This window comes from Proteus sp. G2674, from assembly GCF_009915195.1.
GTDB classification, from domain to species: Bacteria; Pseudomonadota; Gammaproteobacteria; order Enterobacterales; family Enterobacteriaceae; genus Proteus; species Proteus mirabilis.
This window is the reverse complement of sequence record NZ_JAABLS010000040.1, coordinates 105,393-122,607: the sequence shown is the minus strand read 5'-3', so window position 1 is coordinate 122,607 and position 17,215 is coordinate 105,393. Positions and strand designations below refer to the sequence as shown.

19 protein-coding genes are annotated in these 17,215 nt (G+C 40.8%); 6 read left to right on the top strand and 13 right to left on the bottom strand.

The window, feature by feature from the left end; translation table 11 throughout:
• Positions 1–89: 89 nt before the first annotated feature.
• Positions 90–1,358 carry an O-antigen ligase RfaL gene (gene rfaL / locus GWI58_RS16285; RefSeq protein WP_161769376.1) on the top strand — a complete coding sequence of 423 codons (1,269 nt, stop codon included), beginning with the start codon at positions 90–92 and terminating at the stop codon, positions 1,356–1,358.
• Here the strand turns inward: rfaL and GWI58_RS16280 are convergent.
• From GWI58_RS16280 to radC, 7 genes are all read right to left on the bottom strand, one after another.
• On the bottom strand, positions 1,351–2,529 hold the full coding sequence (locus GWI58_RS16280; RefSeq protein WP_017826991.1) for a glycosyltransferase family 4 protein: 1,179 nt from the start codon (positions 2,527–2,529) through the stop codon (positions 1,351–1,353). The genes rfaL and GWI58_RS16280 overlap by 8 nt on opposite strands.
• A complete protein-coding gene (locus tag GWI58_RS16275; protein ID WP_049212119.1) occupies positions 2,526–3,632 on the bottom strand; it encodes a glycosyltransferase family 4 protein in 1,107 nt (368 codons plus the stop codon). Before GWI58_RS16275 ends, GWI58_RS16280 begins: the two co-directional genes overlap by 4 nt.
• A gap of 3 nt (positions 3,633–3,635) precedes the next feature.
• The gene (locus GWI58_RS16270; protein WP_161769375.1) at positions 3,636–4,637 is read right to left on the bottom strand and encodes a glycosyltransferase family 9 protein; all 1,002 of its coding nucleotides are present in this window, start codon (positions 4,635–4,637) and stop codon (positions 3,636–3,638) included.
• Positions 4,638–4,775: 138 nt separating this feature from the next.
• The gene (locus GWI58_RS16265; RefSeq protein WP_161769374.1) at positions 4,776–5,903 is read right to left on the bottom strand and encodes a glycosyltransferase family 4 protein; all 1,128 of its coding nucleotides are present in this window, start codon (positions 5,901–5,903) and stop codon (positions 4,776–4,778) included.
• A gap of 148 nt (positions 5,904–6,051) precedes the next feature.
• Positions 6,052–6,219 carry a 50S ribosomal protein L33 gene (gene rpmG, locus GWI58_RS16260; RefSeq protein ID WP_004246483.1) on the bottom strand — a complete coding sequence of 56 codons (168 nt, stop codon included), beginning with the start codon at positions 6,217–6,219 and terminating at the stop codon, positions 6,052–6,054.
• Positions 6,220–6,230: 11 nt separating this feature from the next.
• Positions 6,231–6,467 (bottom strand): 50S ribosomal protein L28, encoded by a 237-nt coding sequence (rpmB, locus tag GWI58_RS16255; RefSeq protein ID WP_004246485.1) that lies wholly within the window; start codon positions 6,465–6,467, stop codon positions 6,231–6,233.
• 247 nt (positions 6,468–6,714) lie between these two features.
• Complete coding sequence (gene radC, locus GWI58_RS16250) at positions 6,715–7,386, bottom strand: RadC family protein (protein WP_004249942.1); 672 nt, start codon at positions 7,384–7,386, stop codon at positions 6,715–6,717.
• 307 nt (positions 7,387–7,693) lie between these two features.
• On the opposite strand from radC, the gene coaBC reads away from it, so the two are divergent.
• The 3 genes from coaBC (at position 7,694) to slmA (ending at position 10,069) form a co-directional block, all read left to right on the top strand.
• Positions 7,694–8,902, top strand: a complete 1,209-nt coding sequence (gene coaBC, locus GWI58_RS16245) for a bifunctional phosphopantothenoylcysteine decarboxylase/phosphopantothenate--cysteine ligase CoaBC (RefSeq protein WP_049219319.1) — start codon at positions 7,694–7,696, stop codon at positions 8,900–8,902.
• The gene (gene dut, locus GWI58_RS16240) at positions 8,886–9,344 is read left to right on the top strand and encodes a dUTP diphosphatase (protein WP_004246490.1); all 459 of its coding nucleotides are present in this window, start codon (positions 8,886–8,888) and stop codon (positions 9,342–9,344) included. Before coaBC ends, dut begins: the two co-directional genes overlap by 17 nt.
• A 119-nt stretch (positions 9,345–9,463) precedes the next feature.
• Positions 9,464–10,069, top strand: a complete 606-nt coding sequence (slmA, locus tag GWI58_RS16235) for a nucleoid occlusion factor SlmA (RefSeq protein ID WP_004246491.1) — start codon at positions 9,464–9,466, stop codon at positions 10,067–10,069.
• A 318-nt stretch (positions 10,070–10,387) separates the two neighbouring features.
• Here slmA and pyrE read toward each other — a convergent pair whose 3' ends face one another.
• Complete coding sequence (gene pyrE, locus GWI58_RS16230) at positions 10,388–11,032, bottom strand: orotate phosphoribosyltransferase (RefSeq protein WP_004246493.1); 645 nt, start codon at positions 11,030–11,032, stop codon at positions 10,388–10,390.
• 81 nt (positions 11,033–11,113) lie between these two features.
• Positions 11,114–11,830 (bottom strand): ribonuclease PH, encoded by a 717-nt coding sequence (gene rph, locus GWI58_RS16225; RefSeq protein ID WP_004249760.1) that lies wholly within the window; start codon positions 11,828–11,830, stop codon positions 11,114–11,116.
• 126 nt (positions 11,831–11,956) lie between these two features.
• Between rph and GWI58_RS16220 the strand changes: the two genes are divergently transcribed.
• Complete coding sequence (locus GWI58_RS16220; RefSeq protein ID WP_094959969.1) at positions 11,957–12,820, top strand: YicC/YloC family endoribonuclease; 864 nt, start codon at positions 11,957–11,959, stop codon at positions 12,818–12,820.
• Positions 12,821–12,950: 130 nt separating this feature from the next.
• On the opposite strand, the gene GWI58_RS16215 is transcribed toward GWI58_RS16220, so the two are convergent.
• The 3 genes from GWI58_RS16215 to murQ all read right to left on the bottom strand — a co-directional run bounded on the left by GWI58_RS16215 (position 12,951) and on the right by murQ (position 15,810).
• Positions 12,951–14,201 (bottom strand): type II toxin-antitoxin system HipA family toxin, encoded by a 1,251-nt coding sequence (locus tag GWI58_RS16215; protein WP_036971868.1) that lies wholly within the window; start codon positions 14,199–14,201, stop codon positions 12,951–12,953.
• A complete protein-coding gene (locus GWI58_RS16210; protein ID WP_004249763.1) occupies positions 14,198–14,503 on the bottom strand; it encodes a helix-turn-helix domain-containing protein in 306 nt (101 codons plus the stop codon). The genes GWI58_RS16215 and GWI58_RS16210 overlap by 4 nt, the downstream gene beginning before the upstream one ends.
• A 407-nt stretch (positions 14,504–14,910) precedes the next feature.
• Positions 14,911–15,810, bottom strand: coding sequence for an N-acetylmuramic acid 6-phosphate etherase (gene murQ, locus GWI58_RS16205; RefSeq protein ID WP_017628715.1), 900 nt, complete (start codon positions 15,808–15,810; stop codon positions 14,911–14,913).
• 108 nt (positions 15,811–15,918) lie between these two features.
• Between murQ and GWI58_RS16200 the strand changes: the two genes are divergently transcribed.
• Positions 15,919–16,656, top strand: a complete 738-nt coding sequence (locus GWI58_RS16200; protein ID WP_161769373.1) for a tetratricopeptide repeat protein — start codon at positions 15,919–15,921, stop codon at positions 16,654–16,656.
• A gap of 95 nt (positions 16,657–16,751) precedes the next feature.
• Here GWI58_RS16200 and GWI58_RS16195 read toward each other — a convergent pair whose 3' ends face one another.
• Complete coding sequence (locus GWI58_RS16195) at positions 16,752–17,210, bottom strand: GNAT family N-acetyltransferase (protein WP_004249766.1); 459 nt, start codon at positions 17,208–17,210, stop codon at positions 16,752–16,754.
• Positions 17,211–17,215: the final 5 nt, after the last annotated feature.

Here is a 17,215-nt window from a genome sequence, read left to right as displayed (position 1 = left end):
AGCGATAACATCATTTTTATTGTATGATGAGCCACTCATCCCCACAAACCGCTAGAGCAATATAACATAAAGGACAGTGGTAGCTTATTATGATGTTGTTTAAAGACGATAGTAAAAAATCTTTATGGAATTTATCCATTATTGGACTTTACATTATATTGATCTACTTACCCGATATCACTCGCTATAAAAATATAGTGATGGGGTTGATTGGTGCAACGGCACTTTGGTATCTGGTGCGTGATTTTCGCACTATTGGTCAGATTTTTAAAAATAATCTCGCCTATGCGCTGTTTTTCTTATTGCTCGCCATTGGCTATTCAGTCGTGATTTCCGTAGAGCCCGCACTGAGTCTAAAAGAGATTAATAAGCCGATTTTAAATGGCTTACTGCTCTTTGCCATTGCGTTTCCCATTGTATTGTATAAAGAAACTCCTACGGCAATTGCGAAGATGGTGATGGTGTCATTCGCCATGGGTTTATTGGTGATTATGGCAAAAGAGTTAGTGCAGTATTATTTGGAATATCAGCAAAATCTTTTGCCTTTTACAACAAAAAGTCAATTAGCGCATAGAGAAATCTCTTATGCTCTGCTATTTTTCTTTCCTATTATATTGGCCTTATGGGCATTGAAAAAAAATCATTCGATAATTAATTGGCTTTTATTAAGTGTGGTTAGCCTATTATTTTTATTTGCAATCTTAGGGACATTAGCACGCGGGGCTTGGGTCGCATTAGCGATTAGTACATTACTTATCTTAATCATTAATCGCCAGTGGATATTTACTTTACTCAGCATGGGTATCTGCGTTGCGCTCTTTTTCGGTGTAACACAATTACCTAATAACCAATTTATTAACGCCAAACTTAAACATAAACTATCGCAAACCAATAGCGGACTAAGATTTGATGGAGGCACCCAAGGCTCAGCCTTAGATTTGATCTTAGAACAACCTATTAAAGGCTATGGTTATGGTAATCAGCTTTACCATAATGTTTATAATCAGCAAGTAAAACAGCATAAAAACTGGGTCTTTAAAAAATCCATTGGTCCCCATAATGTATTTTTAGCTTTCTGGTTTGCCGGCGGTATTTTGGGGTTAATAAGTCTACTCTATTTTTGCGCGTCTTTTATCGCTCAGGGTATTCAACTGATCCGCAAAAATCAGGGGATTATTCGCCAAGCAGCGCTAGTGTTATTAATATCGTTTTTAGGGGTTTATGTACTGCGTGGATTATTTGAAAATGCCTATATTAATCAAGTGGGTATTTTATTAGGGTTAATGTTAGCATTGCGCTATTCATTATTAAATCAGCCCTCAGCAACACCGCCCCAAGAAGATACATCCGTTAGCTAATCAGTTTATTGATGGTATGTAAAATCGTCTCTGCCCGTTTATCCCAGTTGTAATAATTTTCAACTAATGAGCGGGCGTGATTGATTTTCTCACTGGTACGCTGTGGCTCTTCTCTTAGTAATTTAATTTGTTGGGCAAAACTCTGCGCATCACCACTATCAGCAAAACTTACCGCTTTTTCATCCACCACATCACGAATTGATGGAAAATCTGAAATAACCACCGGTTTTCTCATCGCCATATATTCAAACAGTTTTAACGGAGAGGTGTAGCGACTACCGATACTGGTTAAGGTTAAAGGCAACACACAAATATCATGTTGAGCAATCGCCTGAAAGCGTTGTTTAGGATCGATAAAACCAAGAAAGTTAACTTTCTCTTTTACATCCATCTCCTTAGCAAGCAATTGTAGCCCTTTAATTTGCTCAGCCGTTCCACCGGCAATATTCAGTCTAGCATTATCCAGATATTTCATCGCTCGCATCATGGTGGGGATCCCTTTCCATTTATGCAAACTACCTAGATAAAGTACCTCTGTTACATTATTGGTCGTAGCGGTTATATCTCTATGGCTATCTTTGTTGCTATCTGCGGCATATAAATCCACCCCATCGGGTACAATAGTAATAGGCGTGGTTACTTGATATTGCGAAATAATATCGTCCCTTAACAGCGAGGTCAGCACAAATACTGCCGTTGCGCGACTGTATACCAACTTCTCCATTTTTAGCAGTTTATGGTATTTCAGGCGATTTTTTTTCGTTTCAAAAGAGTGCGACTCTGCAAAAGATTGCGCAAAAATCTCATGGCTTTCGAAAAAAAGCGGAATATCTGCATGATTTTCAGCCAGATAGCAGGCCAGTTTTAAATTACGCGTAAATAGTGCATCAACAGGGTGTTGTTTTAACCAACGTGCAATTTGTAATGAAAATAGCTTTTGCGAATTAAAGGGAAAATACCATTTACGTCTGATATCTCTTAGCGCAATTAACCGCGCATTGTTATGAATATCACGCCCGAGAATATCGCTATCTCGATACTGTCCTTTGGGGGTGACTAGCGTCACTTGTGCACCGGCACGGGCAAACGCATCAACGTTTTGCAATATTTGCAATGAAGCCACACGCAAATCGGGAACGGGATAAGGATCAAGATAGGCGATTTTCATCATTCTGTTTTTAATGCCTGTAGTAATCGTTGTGCTGAATGTTGCCAAGTATAGTGAGAAGCAATGCGTTGGCGTGCATTTTCACCCATTGCTTTACCTCTATCCGGCAATGCCCGAAGATGGTTGATGGCTTTCACCATCGCGGTTACATCACCTGGGGTTACCAATAATCCTGCACTTTGCTCATTGCCTACCACCTCAGGAATACCGCCGATATAGCTGGCAATCACCGGTTTTCCACATGCCATTGCTTCTGCAATGGTGATCCCAAATGCTTCATCGCCGATACTTGGGAAAATCCCTGCATCACAAGCGGCATAAAACTCAGGTAACATTGCATGCTCAACAGGTTGATGAAAAATAACTTGTTCAGCAACACCTTTTACCATCGCTTTATTTTTTAATTGTTCAAGCGCATCACCCGCGCCGATGATCAGTAACTTAACGTCTTCATCTCGCAATTGGGCTATTGCATCAATAGCAACACTTAAGCCTTTCCAACCGACTACACGCCCCGCAAATGCCAATAAAAACGTAGGATCACTCACCCCAAGCTGTTGGCGCAAAGATGTTGTCATAGGCTTAAACTTTGCCATATCAACACCATTATAGATAACCGCAGGAAATTGTTTAAAATGTTGCTGAATTTGCCAAGCATTAAAATGGCTACACGCAACCCAGGCAGAGATTTTTTTCGCCAGTTTACGATCGCCTTTAAAAAAGCTGGTGCCACCACTCATATAACAAAAACGTGTCGAGCAAGATTTGGGCATCATTGCAGGCCAAAAGAAATCAAACGGCTTGGTTAAAATAACCCAATCAAAATTTTGTCGAATAACATCTTGTTTAGCATAGCGAGCAAAACTATAACGTTCAACAATACGACGAAAACGACCACCGAGATCGATAACTTTCTCTCTTGGTGTATAAGGATAGGTATGAATATGAATTTGTCGGCCTGCTAGTTCATGCCTGACATCACCATTGCCCCCATAAAGATGTACCTCATGTCCCGCATCATGTAACTGTTTGGCAAGCTCCCATACTGCGGTTTGGATCCCACCATAAGACATTGTGATTGTGACATCAATTAAGCCAATCTTCATGAGTTACTGTTTCACCTTTATTCCATTTAAAATATCGCTAACGGCATGCCAAACATTGGCGACAGAAATATCAGACATACTATCTTCACGACTTGCATCGGCTAACGCAATAGGATGTTGGATAATATGACAACATGAATGTTGTAATGGCGCTAAATAACATCCGGGATGATAGCTGTGATACATGGCTACCATCGGAATACCTAACGCGCCAGCTAAATGCGTCGGCCCTGTATCAACCCCGATATAGAGCGACAAATGCGCCATAATGGCGGCATTTTCGCGCATAGAAACTTGCCCTGCTAATGCCAAACAATGCTCAGTACCTATTTTTTTCGCCAGTTCAATGGCGACTTGTTGGCTCTCTTTCCCACCTAATAACAGAAAATAGGCCTGCTCGTCATGAGTCATTATCTGTTTGGCTAACTGCAAAAAGTGTTCTATAGGCCAATCTCGGTAAGCTTTGGCAGGAAAACTTTGTAATTGTAAGCCAATAATGTGCTTATTAATTAATGCATTACTCTCTATAAACTGTTGGGCAAATTGCTTTTCTTCTGAACTAATAGAGTAGCGTAATTGCCAATTGGTTGGGTAAATTCCTAACGCATTAATTAATAAAGCACGCTCTTTTTGTGCCACCATTAACTCTTTAGGGTAAGCCACCCATGTTATGTCTGGTTGCTTTTGGTTATTTTCAGCAAAAGCCACTACATGTTGTGATTGACGGCGGGCATACTGCACTAATGAATGATCATTTCCATATACCAAAGCTAAATCATAAGGTTTATGGGGTAACCATCCTCGCCAACGGGCGCGCTTTTTCGAGAAAGGCTTAACACTAAAAATATCAGGATTGTGCTGCAAAATGCAGGCACTGCGTTTATGCGCCAATACATGAATACGGGCATTCGGCCAACGCTCTTTTAGTGCGTGGATCACCGGCGTGATCAGTAACGTATCACCAAAACGCGCAATTGCTATAACCAATATGTTTTTTGGATCCATACACTTTTTATTTAGTTTAAATGATACATTTACTTTTCAGACTATACACTAAAAAGCATTACAAATATTCATAAACAGAATGAAAATATAACATCAGATACAGGATAATTAGCCCTTAGCGACTTTATTGGATATAAATTATCGTGATTTATCTTTAAGGCTAATGGCGTTAATAAATATTTTTTCCATTTTATCTAGCATGTTATCTAAACCAAACTGAGCTTTGGCATGGGCTAATGACGCTTGCCCCATTTGTTGACGTAACTCATCAGAGGCCATTAATTTAGCAAGGTAATTGATTAGGGTTTCTTGTACTTGAGGTGCCAATGTAAAGCCGGTTTTACCATCAATCACCGCTTCACTAATTGCACCTACTGTGGTTGATATCACCGGTAATCCGCAAGCCATCGCTTGCATAATACCTTGTGGCACCCCTTCGTTACCAAAAGAGGGTAAGGCAAATAAATCCATTGCATTTAAGCAATCCGGCACATCATTGCGGTTGCCTAAGAAAAAGACACTCTCTTCTAACCCTGCAAGTTTAACCATCGGTTGTAAATTTTTACGTTGTGGACCATCTCCGACGAGAAGTAGTTGCCAGTCAGGAAATTGCAGATGCAATGTTTTCCATGCTTCTATTAGGTATTTATGTCCTTTCCATACCCGCATTGTTGCCACAATCCCTAATGTAGGTTTATTAGGCACACCTATTTTTTCTCGTGCTTGCTGTTTATTTTGTGGCGAGAACTTTTCTAAATCGATCCCCGTAGGAACTGAGGTCATTTGACTGAGCGGAAAACGATTATATTGATGTAAGGTTTGGCGTAATTTTTCACCGGTAGTGACAATATGGGCACTTGAAGACAGGTAGAGCCAACGCGTGGGCAGTGAACGAGATACATCGGTAGATACATGGCGAGTACGTACTATGGCGGGAGAGTGGCGTAATGAAGCACAAGATAGCGCAACTAACCAAGCATCTGTCGAGCTATGGGTATTAATCACATCAAATTGCTGACGATGGACTTTTAACCAATTACGCAATGCCATCAGTGCAGATCCGCGTTTTTTTTCAATCGGTAATGTGACAACCTCAATACCATAGTCAGGGGCTGCTTTGGCAATTTTTGAATTTGGACAGCAAACCAGTGTCACATGGTGCCCTCTTTGCACCATGCCTTGAGATTCTGTCAAAATGCGGATTTCTTGACCACCCCAACCACAAGACGACTCTGTATGTAAGATAGATAACACCGATTTACTCATCTGCAACTATTCACTCGATAGATAAAAAGGGCACTAGTATAACGAAAGAGTCAATAAAGATCATAATAGCTTTACTTTGTTATACTTAGCGCAAGCCAGATAACAAAAAACCCGACGCTAAGGTCGGGTTTTTTTCAGAGAACTAAAATTATTTAATTTTAGCTTCTTTATAAGTCACATGCTGACGAACAACTGGATCGAATTTTTTCATTTCCAGTTTTTCTGGCATAGTGCGTTTGTTCTTCGTAGTGGTATAGAAGTGACCTGTACCAGCAGAAGAAACGAGTTTAATTTTCTCGCGAATACCTTTAGCCATTTTTCAGCTCCTTAGTACTTCTCACCACGGGCACGTAAATCTGCTAATACAGATTCGATGCCTTTCTTATCGATCACACGCATACCTTTAGCAGATACACGCAGAGTTACGAAACGTTTCTCAGACTCAACCCAGAAACGGTGAGAGTGCAGGTTTGGCAGAAAACGGCGTTTAGTCGCGTTTAATGCGTGAGAGCGGTTGTTTCCACTCACAGGACGCTTGCCGGTAACTTGGCAGACTCGGGACATGTCTATTCTCCAAAAATCTAATCAGCTCGAGCTTTAGTATCAGGTTTGACCGCCTCGTCAGGCTTTGGAGCCCATCTCAGCAACTTTTAACGATTGAAAAACTGTGTAAACACCTCAGAAAAAACTTGCTGAGATAGGCTCTTCTCGCCAAACCCAAGATCCTCAAAGGTGGCGTAGTATACGCCCAATGGCCTCAACGCTCAAGACCCGTACAATAAAGATTGTCAATAATTTTAAAAAATATTGGCTATAACCAACCCCGTTCAGCAAAAGAAACACAGTTATCATGCCCTACCACAAGGTGATCAAGCACTTTTATACCGACTAATTGACAAGCTGTAAAAATTTTTTCTGTTATTTGCTTATCGGCAAGACTTGGCTCAGACAAGCCTGAAGGATGATTATGGGCTAAAATAATCGATGCTGCGTTCTTTTTAATCGACTGGCGAATAATTTCTCTGGGGTGAACTTCAACACGATCCACCGTTCCTTTAAACATTTCCTCACAATCGATCATTTGGTTTTGGTTATCTAAAAATAGCACGACAAATACTTCTCTATCACGCCAATTAAGGCGTTTTTGCAAATAACTTTTGGTTTCTGCGGATGAGGAGAGAATATTTTTATGCATAAACTTTGTTTTAATAAAGCGTTGAGCCATCTCATTAATGGCTTGTAATTGGGTAAATTTACCCACGCCTATCCCCTTAAAACAGCCTAATGTTTCATAATCCGCATTAATCACATGATAGAGAGAACCACACTTTCTAAGTAAAAAGTCTGCTAATTCTAATACCGATTTTTCATAGGTGCCTGTACGTAAAAAAATGGCCAATAACTCTGCATCCGTTAACGATTCTACACCATGTAACAGCAGTTTTTCTCTCGGTAAGAGTGTCTCTATGGTTGCGTTTTCCATTCTTTGTGCTCTCCCTTTTCGCCAAGCATTTAAACATCAATACGTTATAATTGGCCTATATTGTTATTTTATCTTTCAATTATTTAATTTTATCTTTCATGTAATATTTATCATAAAACAACTGTTGTTATATACAGTTAATTTACTATAAACTGTACAAGTTGAATGAAAAAGCCACAGATAAAATTTGTGCGAGGTAATACACAATAATTTATTTTATAAAACATCGTATTACATAGAATGCCTAACTCTGGCTTAGCTTGTGGTAAAATTATGGACATTTATTTATGCAATTAGGCATTTCATCATGACTACACTTCACGACAAAAAGATTATTCTGGGTATCAGTGGTGGTATTGCGGCCTATAAAGCGCCTGAGCTAGTCCGTCGTTTACGTGATAAAGGCGCTATTGTGCGCGTCGTTATGACGCCTGCAGCACATGCCTTTGTCACCCCGTTATCGCTACAAGCGGTATCAGGCTTCCCTGTTGCGGATGATTTGCTTGATCCTGCCGCAGAAGCCGCAATGGGACATATCGAACTAGGAAAATGGGCTGATCTGATTTTATTAGCCCCTGCAACCGCGGATTTAATTGCTCGTTTACGCATGGGAATGGCAAACGATCTGTTAACCACACTCTGTTTAGCCAGTGCAGCACCTATTGCGATTGCCCCAGCGATGAATCAACAAATGTATCGTGCGGCGATTACACAAGAAAATTTAACGGCTTTGGCACAACGAGGTTGTCTTATCTGGGGGCCTGACTCTGGTAGCCAAGCCTGTGGTGATGTTGGACCCGGTAGAATGTTAGATCCTCTTGAATTGGTGGCATTAGCAGAGCAACAATTTGCGATTCAACACGATTTTAAAGGTAAAAAAATCACCATTACTGCTGGCCCAACACGTGAAGCCTTAGATCCAGTACGCTTTATCAGCAACCATAGCTCAGGAAAAATGGGCTTTGCTATTGCGCAAGCGGCCGCTCAACGGGGGGCAGAAGTGACACTCATTGCCGGCCCTGTCACATTGCCGACACCTGCTTGTGTTAAACGTATCGACGTCGAAAGTGCCCAAGAGATGTATCAACAAGTGATGGATATTGCGCCATCCCAAGATATTTTTATTGGTTGTGCTGCCGTTGCCGATTATCGAGCCAAGCAGGTTGCCCCTGAAAAAATTAAAAAACAAGGTGATGAAGTAACGATAACTATGATAAAAAACCCCGATATTGTTGCCAGTGTCGGAAAAATGGTTGAGCATCGCCCATTTGTTGTCGGATTTGCAGCCGAAACCCAGAATGTGGAAGAATATGCCCGCCGTAAACGAGAACAAAAACAACTCGATTTAATCTGTGCTAATGATGTATCACTAAAAGATGCTGGTTTTAATAGTGATAACAACGCATTACACCTTATCTGGGCAAATGGAGAAACGCGTTTACCACATAGTAGTAAAACGCAACTGAGTCATCGCCTACTTGACGAGATAGCCAAACATTATGATGAAAAAAATTGACGTTAAAATCCTTGATCCACGAATTGGACAAGAGTATCCACTCCCTGCGTATGCAACAACAGGCTCTGCTGGTTTAGATTTACGTGCTTGCCTTGATGCTCCACTGGTATTAGCACCAGGACAAACTGAGCTGTTACCTACAGGTCTTGCTGTACATATTGCTGATGAAGGGTTAGCGGCAATGGTGCTTCCTCGCTCAGGCCTAGGTCATAAACATGGGGTGGTACTCGGTAACTTAGTGGGATTAATTGACTCTGATTATCAAGGTCAACTGATGGTATCGGTATGGAATCGTGGTCAACAAGCGTTCACTATTGAACCCGGCGAACGTATTGCCCAGATGGTTATCGTACCTGTTGTTCAAGCAGAATTTAATATTGTAGAAGATTTTACGGCAACAGAGCGTGGTACAGGCGGTTTTGGACACTCTGGTCGCCAATAAGCACGACGTCTTGCATTTATTTTAATATCAATGACGATATCACTCCCTTTGCACTAACACTTTTATTTAGTGCAAAGGTTTACTGATTTGTTTTGCTTTTAGCAGGGGCCTTATCAGTCATGGCAGAAGAAAAAGAAACCAAAAAGAAACGCAGAAATAGACGGGATGAAATACTACAATCGCTCGCTCAAATGTTGGAGTCTAGTGATGGTAGTCAACGTATTACTACAGCCAAATTAGCGGCTACCGTTGGGGTATCTGAAGCAGCACTTTATAGACATTTCCCCAGTAAAACAAAGATGTTTGATAGCCTAATTGAGTTTATCGAAGATAGCTTAGTTTCGCGTATCAACCTGATTTTAAAAGATGAGAAAGAAACTATCGCGCGCATTCGCCTTATTCTTATCTTGATCCTTGGTTTTGCAGAGAAAAACCCTGGACTATCTCGCATTCTTACCGGACACGCATTAATGTTTGAGCAAGATAGATTACAAGGGCGCATTAACCAATTGTATGAACGAATTGAAGTACAACTTCGCCAAGTGATTAAAGAGCGTAAAATTCGCGAAGGAAGTGCTTTTTTACATGATGAAGCATTACTCGCTTCACAACTGCTTGCGTTTTGTGAAGGTATGCTAGCACGTTTTGTACGTACTGAATTTCGTTATCATCCTACACAAGAATTTGAAGCACGTTGGCCATTAATTCAGGCACAATTACAGTGAGCAAGTAACAATGAAAGAGTGGACTCGTGACTTAACTCAATAATTTGAAAATGACATATATGCCGTTTTTTTCTTATTTGTGTTAACATGCGCTCTATTGATATCAGAGTATCTAAATAGATTTACTGGGAATGGCACTAAGCGATCCCCAATCTGTGGCAGTGGCAACGCGCCTTGTCCCTACTGTAAAAGTCCTTTTTATCTTTCAATATCTGTGATAATTATCGCAGAAAATTCATTGTACTACTCACCCCGCCCATTATTGGGCGAGGGCTTTTTTTTACAGCTATTGAGCGATTTTATTGTATTTTTGCTTTTTTAATTAATGCCATAACGTTCACGATAGGCTTTTACTGCTGGCAAATGTGCCGATAATGTCTCACTTTCAGTTAAGTAGCTAATTAAATCATCCAAAGTAATAATTGAATAAACTTGGCATTGATAATCGCGTTCTAATTCTTGTATTGCAGAAAGCGAACCACGCCCTTTTTCTTGTCTATCTAAACTAAGCAATACCCCTGACAGCGTCGCATCATGTTGTTTGATTATTTCCATCGATTCACGAATAGCCGTTCCAGCGGTAATAACATCATCAACAATCACCACATTCCCTGTTAATGGACTGCCGACTAATGTCCCTCCTTCACCATGATCTTTAGCTTCTTTACGATTAAAGCAGTAAGGTACATCCATATCATGATGTTCAACTAAGGCCACTGCGGTCGTTGTCGCGATGGGAATACCTTTATAAGCTGGTCCAAACAGCACATCACAAGGCACATGATTATCTATTAATGTTTGTGCATAAAACTGTCCCAATAAAGCCAAGTCACGCCCAGTATTAAATAAACCTGCATTAAAAAAGTAAGGACTAACACGACCTGATTTCAGCGTAAACTCACCAAATTTTAATACATTTTTTGCTAATGCAAGTTCGATAAAGTGGCGCTGGTAGGCTTTCATTTTTTTCTCCTATTAAGATTGCTTAATGACAGATTTTAGACATAAAAAAAGCGACTTTTCAGTCGCCTTAAAAAATAGAATTTATTGCTTTAGCGCCTCTTTTTGCGCTTCAAATATCTTTTCTAATCCCCCTTTCGCAAGGGCGAGTAAAGCAAGTAACTCTTCATGACTAAATGGTGCACCTTCTGCCGTACCCTGTACTTCAATCATACGGCCATCATCGATCATCACCACATTCATATCCGTTTCGGCTGCGGAATCTTCAACATATTCCAAATCGCATAATGGTTGACCATCAACGATACCCACAGAAACAGCGGCTACCATTGATTTAAGAGGGCTCTTTTTCAGCTTACCTTCTGTAACCATTTTATTTAAAGCATCCACTAACGCGACACAAGCACCAGAAATAGAGGCGGTGCGAGTACCCCCATCGGCTTGAATAACATCACAATCAACCGTGATAGTAAATTCACCCAAGGCCTTTAAATCCACAGCGGCGCGTAGTGAGCGAGCGATTAAACGTTGGATTTCCATTGTGCGGCCAGTTTGTTTACCGCGAGCGGCTTCACGAGCATTACGACTGTTAGTGGCGCGAGGAAGCATGCCATATTCTGCAGTCACCCAGCCTTGCCCTTGTCCTTTAAGAAAACGAGGTACACCCTCTTCTACAGTGGCATTACACAAGACTTTGGTATCACCAAATTCAACTAATACAGAACCTTCAGCATGTTTTGTATAGTGGCGAGTAATGGTAATCGGACGTACTTGGTCTGCTTGTCTGTCTGCTGGACGCATGGTGTTATCTCCGCTTTCTCTGACATATTGGGGGCGCATTATACGACCTAAAACGGCTTATGCCTATCCTTGTGTTGATACCTAGGGTTATAATCGTTACATCATTTACAATATTGAGACCCTATTATGATCCGTAGTATGACCGCTTTCGCTCGTCGAGATATCAAAAAAGAGTGGGGTAGCGCCGCATGGGAACTGCGTTCCGTTAATCAACGTTACCTTGAAACATATATCCGTTTACCTGAGCAATTACGTAGTTTAGAGCCTGTTATTCGTGAACGTCTACGTAATCGCTTAACACGCGGTAAAATAGAATGTAACTTGCGTTTTGAACTCAATGCTCACTCACAAGGTGAACTGACTTTGGATGAAAATTTAGCAAGGCAACTGATTGTTTCTGCTAACTGGGTAAAAAGCCAAAGTCATGAAGGTACTATCAGCCCATTTGATATTTTACGTTGGCCTGGGGTTATCTCAGCCCAAGAGCAAGATTTAGATACCATTGGTAGCGAACTATTAGCAGAGCTTGATGTAGCTATCGATGCCTTTATTGCAAGTCGAGAAGCTGAAGGTCAAGCACTCAAAACGCTGATTGAGCAACGTTTAGATGCCGTAAGTGCTGAGGTCGTAAAAGTAAGAGCACAGATGCCCGAAATTCTCCAATGGCAACGTGAGCGCTTAACCAGCAAATTAGAAGAAGCACAAGTTCAAGTTGATAATAATCGTTTAGAGCAAGAATTAGTGATGTTAGCGCAACGCTTAGATGTCGCTGAAGAGCTTGATAGATTAGATGCCCACGTTAAAGAAACACGCAAAATTCTCAGTAAAAAAGAGGCTGTCGGTCGTCGCCTTGATTTTATGATGCAGGAGTTTAATCGTGAATCCAATACACTAGCATCCAAATCAATTAATACGGATGTCACCAATTCCGCTATTGAATTAAAAGTATTAATTGAACAGATGCGAGAGCAGATCCAGAATATTGAATAGTGTTTGACCCATCTAAGAATGCCTTAAAAGCCCTGTTATTTTATTGTAAATAAAGGGCTTTTTTATTTTTCCCGTCCAAATCGGTTTGCAGATGTCCGTTACCAACTACCCGTATAGTTTCACTTACTCATTAAACGTTAAACGCCGATTTTTTCATGGCTTGCTCAGCTCGGCTGATCCCTAGCTGCTTAGCAACGGTTTGCCATTGCTTAACCGCAATTAATACTTCATCGTAAATTTGCGTAGCTTGGGTTTGTGAAAGTCGGAAGAAATCTTTTACATCAAACGCTAATTGGTAGTCTAAGGCGTTGTCTGCATCGGTAATATTCAGATGCAGGCCATGCTTACCCACTATCGGGTTTAAATCATAAGCAGGTGATAGCTTCCAACCATTCTTTGTTAATAAAAATCCATGGTTACGCAGGTGATCATCCGTGTTGGACACCGCAATATTAAACACGATACGTCGCCATAACTGTGCTAAATCAGCTTCGGTTTGTGCACCACAATTGGAAATAAATTCAGCAATCTCTAAATAGCTAGCACCTTGAGATTGTTCACCATCATAGTATTGAAGCTGTGTCATGGCCGATGAAAAATGCAGCCGCTTTTCACCCTCGCGGTCAAACCGTTTTGTTAAAAAGGTATGATGCCCTGAGGAAAACTGCCTAATCTCACTTGGAAACATGTCAACACCTGCCGCCAAGGCCAATTCATAACAGAGCATCTCCCACGCCCCCACGTCATGGGTATCATTTAAATTGGGAAACTTGGCAATCCACAAGTGGCCTTGTTCATCTGTCACACAAGCCTTAGGTCTTGCACCACCTAATGATGAGCCTGGAGAAATCAGCATTTTTAACCAGCGATAATACTCGTCACTGTCGATGTTATCGTCTTTTTCAATCTGCATGGCTGCGTGCTCTAGCTCTCGTAGAGAAGTCATTGGCGGCGCAGTAAATTCAGAATTGTCGTCCAAAAAAGCATTCGAGCCTGCTCGTTTAAATCGAATACCCCCCATCCGGTAAGAATCGTGCACACCCAACAAGTAATCCAATTCGTTTAATCGACTTGTTGCTCGAATACCTTTGCGCGCTTCAATGGCTGCACGCCGCTGCATTAAAATACGTCCCCATCTATCGGGCGATGAATCGAGAAATGCACGAAAGTTTTTATCGGCTTCATCGTTGTAAAGTTCACCGGAGTGAAGCGTTAGGATTGGATCAATTTGCAAACGATAGGTTGAGGTTAAAAATGTTTTATCGTAGGCAAAACTAAACACGCCACCTCGGCTTGAATCGCTGTAAGCAAGCTGCCCAATTAGCAAAGGCGCTTCAATTGGTTGCCAGTCAGCATAGACTTCGACGATTGTACGGCTCATCTTGAACCTTCCAGTAATTTTATATTTTGCAGCTTAATACCCACTTCATCATGGGCAGCCATTTCTGCAAAGTTGCTTTCCATGCCAAGGACGGCCATCACTTTTAAGTAAGTGCCTATGGCAACGCCCGGATCACCTGCGAAGACTTTGTTCACGGTTTTATGATCAAAGCCTGTACGTTCACACAACAGCTTTTTTGTAAAACCACGTCGTTTCATCGCTAACAATAGGTCTTCACCAAAATGAGTCAGGATTTTGCGCTGCTTTGGAAACAGTACATTGTGCAAATCACGCTTAGCCATATCACCAATCCAAGGGACTATAATCCCATTATTTAATCATTACTAGGAATATAGTCCAACTTTGAAGTCCTAGCAACTCCAACAAGTTAAATATGGGACTATATTCCCATTTTACTCAATATAATTGGATTTATATCCTACTTTTAGGTTTAGTTTGCATGCTGGTCAAGGCGATGATGTGGATCCCTGAATACCAAAGGACACCAAATTACACTTTTACGCGTAAAAGTGTGAAATGCAAGTTGAGTACTCGTCTATGCGTTTTACAGAACGGGAAAAGCGCCTTGCCGATTCTGAGCCAAGACTCCAACAGAGATCTGTTCACCTGAGCTTAACATTGCGACGGATCACTCACCAATGCGAAGATAGCATTTATCATTCCGTTTAAAAGCAAATCTGTAACGCTATCATTTAGCTAGAGCTTGTCTAATAAACCCTTTATTTTGCGCCAACAACTGTGTTGCTTGTTGTGCATCTACGCCGGCTAAAATCATCAAGATCGCTGTTTTACAATGACGTTGGCATTGTGCTAGTGCTTGTTCAGCTGTGGCTCGTTCACACTCTGTCGCTTGCATCACAATACGAATTTGGCGCTCAATTAATTTGGCATTAGTGGCTTCAACATCCACCATTAAATTACCAAATACTTTACCCATCTTTATCATGGCACCTGTGGTTATCATATTTAATACCAGTTTTTGTGCTGTGCCTGCTTTCATACGTGATGAGCCAGTTACCACTTCAGGCCCCACAATCGGCGTAATGGCAATATCGGCACGTTGCGCTATGGGACTATCAGGATTACAACTAATTGCCCCGGTCACCGCACCTAGTGAGCGTGCATATTCTAATGCGCCAATCACATAAGGCGTTCGACCACTGGCTGCAATCCCAACTAGTACATCCTTAGCATTAAAATTAAGCTGGCGTAAATCCTCTGCCCCCAATTGGACATTATCTTCTGCATTTTCAACCGCTTGTAAAATGGCTTTGTGTCCCCCGGCAATTAAGCCAATCACCATATCATGGGGGGTTCCATAGGTTGGAGGACATTCACTGGCATCTAAAATTCCCAAACGACCAGAAGTACCTGCACCGCAATAAATTAATCGACCACCTTGAGAAAATGCTGTTACAACCTTATCCACCAGCCGTGCAATATGGGGTAATGTGGCTTCAACCGCAAAAGGCACTTTTTTATCTTCATTATTAATGACTTTTAGCATTTCAAGTGTTGAAAGTGTATCAATATGTTCACTGTGATGATTGCGACTTTCCGTGACAAGATTGCTAAGGTCAATAGCCATTATTACTCTCCAAATATTATTAATTATTTGATTAAGACAAAGAAATTAACTGCTTTTATACCACTATTATTGGTAATATTTTCAAAATCATTATAAACGGTACTCTACATGACATTTATTAAATCTATTTCGACCTTTATCAGTCTAATAACACTTTTTTGCTCATTTTCTTTACACGCTAATTTCGAAGAGCAAGATAAAAAATTATTTGAAGATACCCGCAAAGAAGCACTAAACCATAATGCACTCGCTCAATATCAGTTAGCCGAAATGTATTTACTGGGGGATGGCGTAGAAAAAAACCTGCTAAATGCACAGCTGTGGGCAAATGAAGCAATAAAAAGTGGCTATGCCGATGCCTATGCGCTCCTTGCTGACATTTACCTCTTTAATGCCGACCCTTATTTTAAAAGCTATTATGTCGAAGCAAAAGAGTTAGCCACCACTGCCGTTAATAAAGGAAGCATGAGAGGAAAAATCAGCTTAGCAACCGCGCTTATTGCCCCTTTATCTGGTGAATTAGATTATCAGCAAGCGATGGTATTACTTGAAGAAGCCACACAAGCGCATCAACAAGAACTTGTTTATGCCCCCATTTGGTTAGGTATTTTATATAGTGGTATAGGTAATATTCCTGTCGATATGGAAAAAACCAATAAATTATTTGCACAAGCCAATGAAATGACATTTGAAGGATTTGCTCAAGCAATGGCCTCTTTTATGTTCTCAGGTCAATATCATATTATCGAGCCCAACAAACAAAAAGCAGATGCATTTATGAAACAAGCCTGTGAAGAAGCGAGAAAAGTTGGCAATGAATTTTATTGCCAACCAGAATTAAATTAACCGAAATTAAAGCTAATAAATGCCCCTAGCTCAGAAAAGGGATGGTTATGCTTATATCATCTCTTTTCTATTCATCTCGACGTGACACCTATTTTTTACAACGCCATACGGTATTCAATTACACCTGGTTTTTCAGCCACCCAATCATACAGACGTTGACCCCGTAAATTGGTTTCCTGTGTATGCCAGTACAAACGAGCACAATTACGTTGTTTAGCCTGTTGATTTACAAAATCGATTAATTTTTTCCCCACATGACAACCACGAGCTTCAGGTGAAACAAACAAATCTTCGAGGTAACAAAAATCACTTTCAGCCCAAGTTGAACGATGAAAAAGATAATGAACAAAACCCAGTATTTTTTTGCCATCTGTTGCAACAGCACAGTAAATCGGCTCTTTCTCATCAAAAAAGCGCGCCCATGTTTTTAATGTTATCTCTTCTGATAATTCAACGTTATAAAATTCCTGATAACTTAACCAATATGGTAACCATTGAGCATAATGCTCTTGCTCAATAAGTTGAACGGAAACTGCCATCGATATTGTGCTCATTTATT